At 69.2% G+C, this 3,889-nt stretch carries 4 protein-coding genes; 3 read left to right on the forward strand and 1 reads right to left on the reverse strand.

Features of this window, described 5'->3' with window-relative positions:
• The first annotated feature begins 236 nt into the window (after positions 1 to 236).
• Complete coding sequence (locus K3F48_RS23360; protein ID WP_222577841.1) at positions 237 to 980, forward strand: L,D-transpeptidase; 744 nt, start codon at positions 237 to 239, stop codon at positions 978 to 980.
• Between the two features lie 7 nt (positions 981 to 987).
• Here the strand turns inward: K3F48_RS23360 and K3F48_RS23365 are convergent, their stop codons facing one another.
• A complete protein-coding gene (locus K3F48_RS23365; protein WP_222577842.1) occupies positions 988 to 1,242 on the reverse strand; it encodes an acyl carrier protein in 255 nt (84 codons plus the stop codon).
• Between the two features lie 225 nt (positions 1,243 to 1,467).
• Between K3F48_RS23365 and egtB the strand changes: the two genes are divergently transcribed.
• Positions 1,468 to 2,760: an ergothioneine biosynthesis protein EgtB gene (gene egtB / locus K3F48_RS23370; RefSeq protein ID WP_222577843.1), complete on the forward strand. Its 1,293-nt coding sequence runs from the start codon at positions 1,468 to 1,470 to the stop codon at positions 2,758 to 2,760.
• Complete coding sequence (egtD, locus tag K3F48_RS23375; protein WP_222577844.1) at positions 2,760 to 3,713, forward strand: L-histidine N(alpha)-methyltransferase; 954 nt, start codon at positions 2,760 to 2,762, stop codon at positions 3,711 to 3,713. The genes egtB and egtD overlap by 1 nt, the downstream gene beginning before the upstream one ends.
• Positions 3,714 to 3,889: the final 176 nt, after the last annotated feature.

Consider the following 3,889-nt stretch of genomic DNA (forward strand, 5'->3'; position numbering starts at 1 on the left):
CCCACGCCAATACGAGATAATACTATGCCTATCTTGAACCGGACAGCCGTGGGACAAGCCCGGCCATGACGGCGCTGCGCATACCAAGATGTGCATGCGGTAGCCCCTGAAGGGGGAGGGTAGCACCCTCCTTCCTGCGTTCACCCGATTGCCCTGCTCGCTTCTGAGGCGCGGCCGTCCGTTTTTCGCCGCCTTCATCGTAGATGAAAGATCGCGTCTTTCGATGGGGAGAGAATATGTCGTTCCGTCGCCGCCTCGTCCTCGGCCTCGCTCTCGCGCTGACCGCACCGCCGGCCCTCGGCCAATATTACACTTGGCCGGACGACCGGCGCGGCGCCTATGATCCTTGGGACGACGACCGCGAGGATGCGCGCCCGCAGCGCCGGGCGCCGCGCGAATACGACCGCGACCGCCGCCCCGCCCTTTCCGGCGCGGCGCGCGAGAATGGCGCCAGGGTCGCCGCTCTGCCGCCCGACGCCGATCCCAATTATTCGACGCCGGTCGACTATGACGATCTCATCGATCTGCGCCAGTCGCGCCGCCGCCTCGTCGACGACCGCACCGGCGAGACGCCGGGCACGCTCACCATAGACACGCGCGCGCGCCGGCTGCTTCTGTCGCTCGAGGACGGGCGGGCGATGGAATATGCGATCGGCGTCGGCCGCACGGGCTTCGCCTGGAAGGGCGAGGCGCAGATCGGCCGCAAGGCCTTCTGGCCCGGCTGGACGCCGCCGCCGGAAATGCTGGAGCGCCGGCCAGACCTGCCGCCGCATATGGACGGCGGGCTGGAGAATCCTCTGGGCGCGCGGGCGCTCTATCTGTTCCAGGGCAATAAGGACACTCTGTTCCGCATCCACGGCACCAATGAGCCGGAGAGCATCGGCCACGCGGTGTCCTCGGGATGCATTCGCATGCTCAATGCGGATGTGATCGATCTCTATCAGCGCGTCGCCAAGGGCGCGCGCGTCGTGGTGCGATAGCCCGGGATCACGCCGCCTGCAGCCGGCCGGCGTCCGCCTGCAGCCGCTCGAGCAGAGCGGCGATCGCGCCGATGCTCGCCATGCTGCGGCGGTTCAGCATCGGCTTCGGGAATTCGACGGCGAGCCGGCGCTCCAGCTCCAGCATCACCTGAATGGCGGCGAAGGGCGAGAGCCCGGCCGCATAGAGGTCGGCGTCAAGCGCGAGGCTCGCGACGCTCAGACGACCCTTGTCCTCGATGGCGCGGCGGATGGTCTCGATCATGGCGGCGGCTCCGAAATTCAATTGCCCCGCTCGCATCGGCGAGCGAGCGAACCCTAGCCGGGAGCGTTCGCCGCTTCTGTGCGCCGCCGCACATGCGGATTGCCTGCTCCAGCTTTTTTGACTGGAGCGAATTCTGATCGATCGGACGATTCGTTCGATCGGAAAGCGCTCTATATGCGCTCTCGACGACGGCGCCCCGGCCGTCGCTTTTTTTAAGGACGCGCCATGGCCGAACCGGCTCTGGCTCTGCCGCCGCCGCAGACGCGGCGAGCAGAGGACGACCTCCTCGCGCTTCTCATGGCGACGCGCGACCTGACGCTCGATCTCGCCGCGCCGCTGGAGCCGGAGGACATGGTCGCCCAGGCCATGGAGGAGGCGAGCCCGACCAAATGGCATCTCGCCCATACGACATGGTTCTTCGAAACCTTCGTGCTCGCGCCCTTTCTCCCCGCCTATCGCCTGTTCGACCCCGCCTTCGGCTATTGCTTCAACTCCTATTACGAGGCGGCGGGCGCGCGTCAGCCGCGGCCGAAGCGCGGCCTGCTGACCCGCCCGACGCTCGATCGCGTGCTCGGCTATCGGCGCCATGTCGACGATGCGCTGCAGACGCTGCTCGAGGCCGGCGCGCCGCAGGAGGCGCGGCGGCGGATCGAGCTCGGAGTCCATCATGAGCAGCAGCATCAGGAGCTGCTGCTCACCGATATTCTCGCGCTGTTCGCGGCCAATCCGCTGCGGCCGGCCTATCGCCCGGCGCGGCCGCGCCTCGCCGGGCGCGCGCCGGAGCCGATGCGCTGGCTCTCCTTCGCCGGCGGCGTGACGCCGATCGGCCATGGCGGGACGGGCTTTCGCTTCGACAACGAAGCGCCGCGCCATGAGGCGCTGATCGCGCCGTTCCGCCTCGCCGACCGGCCGGTCGCCAATGCCGAATGGCTCGAATTCATCGCCGACGGCGGCTATCGGACCGCGACGCTGTGGCTCTCGGACGGCTGGGACCGGGCGCAGCGGGAGGGCTGGCGCGCGCCCGCCTATTGGGAGCGGCGGGACGGCGAATGGCTGGCCATGACGCTCGAGGGGCTCGCTCCGCTCGCGCCCGACGCGCCGGTCGCGCATGTCGGCTTCTATGAGGCCGACGCTTTCGCCCGCTGGGCGGGAAAGCGCCTGCCGACCGAATTCGAATGGGAGGCCGCCGCGGCCCTGGCGCCCGTCGCCGGCAATCTGCTGGCGAGCGGCGCGCTGCGCCCGCTGGCGGCGGCCGAGCCGTTGCGCCGCCGCCCGCGCCAAATGTTCGGCGATGTGTGGGAATGGACGGCGAGCGCCCATCTTCCCTACCCCGGCTATGAGCCGCCGCCGGGCGCGATCGGCGAATACAACGCCAAATTCATGTGCGACCAGCATGTGCTGCGCGGCGGCTCCTGCCTCACGCCGCCGGGCCATATTCGGCCGAGCTATCGCAATTTCCTCTACGCCCGCCAGCGCTGGCAATGCTCCGGCCTGCGCCTCGCCGCGGAGGCGCGCTGATGAGCAACGCCCTCGCCTTCGCCGTGATCGCCGAGCGCAACGCCTTCGCCGCCGATGTGATCGACGGCCTGTCTCGGCCGAAGAAGCGGCTGCCCTGCCGCTACTTCTATGACGCCGCCGGCAGCAGCCTGTTCGACGAGATCACCCGCCTGCCCGATTATTATCCGACCCGCGCCGAGACGGCGATCCTCGAGGCCCATGCGGCCGAGATCCTCGACGGCGTCGACGAGGACACGACGCTCGTCGAATTCGGCTCGGGCTCCAGCCGCAAGACCGAGATCCTGCTGGAGCAGGCCGGCCGCCTCGCCGCCTATGCGCCGATCGATATTTGCGGGCAGGCGCTGGAGGAGGCGCGCGCGCGGCTCGCGCGCCGCTTCCCCGAGCTCGAGGTGACGCCGATCGTCGCCGATTTCACCGCGCCGCTCGCTCTTCCCGCCGAGATCGCCGGCCGGCGCGTCATCGGCTTCTTCCCCGGCTCGACCATCGGCAATTTCACGCCGGCGGAGGCGCGGCGCCTGCTCGCCGCCCTGCGTCTCGCGCTCGGGGCCGGCAGCCGGCTCGTCATCGGCGTCGATCTGAAGAAGGACCCGGCTCGGCTGCTCGCCGCCTACAACGACCCGCATGGCGTCACCGCCGCCTTCAACCTCAACCTGCTCGCGCGCATAAATCGCGAGCTCGACGGCGGCTTCGATCTCGACGGCTTTTGCCATCAGGCGATCTATGACGCGGCCGAAGGGCGCATCGAGATGCGCCTCGTGAGCCGCCGCCCGCAGGAGGCCCGCGCCGCCGGCCGCGCCTTCGGCTTTCGCCGCGGCGAGGCCATCCACACCGAAAGCTCCTACAAATACGCGCTGGCCGAGTTCCGCGAGACGGCCCGCGCCGCCGGCTGGTCGCCGCGGCGGGCGTGGCGGGACGAGGCGGGGCTGTTCAGCGTGCATGAGCTGATGGCGTGACGCGCGGGACGAAGGAGAAAATCCCGGGACGACGCGGGAAGGGGCGCATCACCCTCCCCTTTCAGGGCTACCGCATGCACACATCTTGGAATGCGCAGCGCCGTCATGGCCGGGCTCGTCCCACGGCTGTCCGGTTCAAGATAGGCATAGTATTATCTCGTATTGGCGTGGGTCCG

The sequence above is a fragment of the Methylosinus sp. Sm6 genome (genome assembly GCF_019802345.1).
In the GTDB taxonomy this organism is placed as follows: Bacteria; Pseudomonadota; Alphaproteobacteria; order Rhizobiales; family Beijerinckiaceae; genus Methylosinus.

What these genes read in the sequence shown, in the direction of transcription:
- egtB (WP_222577843.1), top strand. Translation starts at nt 1,468, where the DNA reads ATGGCCGAACCGGCTCTGGCTCTGCCGCCGCCGCAGACGCGGCGAGCA.
- K3F48_RS23360 (WP_222577841.1), top strand. Translation starts at nt 237, where the DNA reads ATGTCGTTCCGTCGCCGCCTCGTCCTCGGCCTCGCTCTCGCGCTGACC.
- K3F48_RS23365 (WP_222577842.1), bottom strand. Translation starts at nt 1,242, where the DNA reads ATGATCGAGACCATCCGCCGCGCCATCGAGGACAAGGGTCGTCTGAGC.
- egtD (WP_222577844.1), top strand. Translation starts at nt 2,760, where the DNA reads ATGAGCAACGCCCTCGCCTTCGCCGTGATCGCCGAGCGCAACGCCTTC.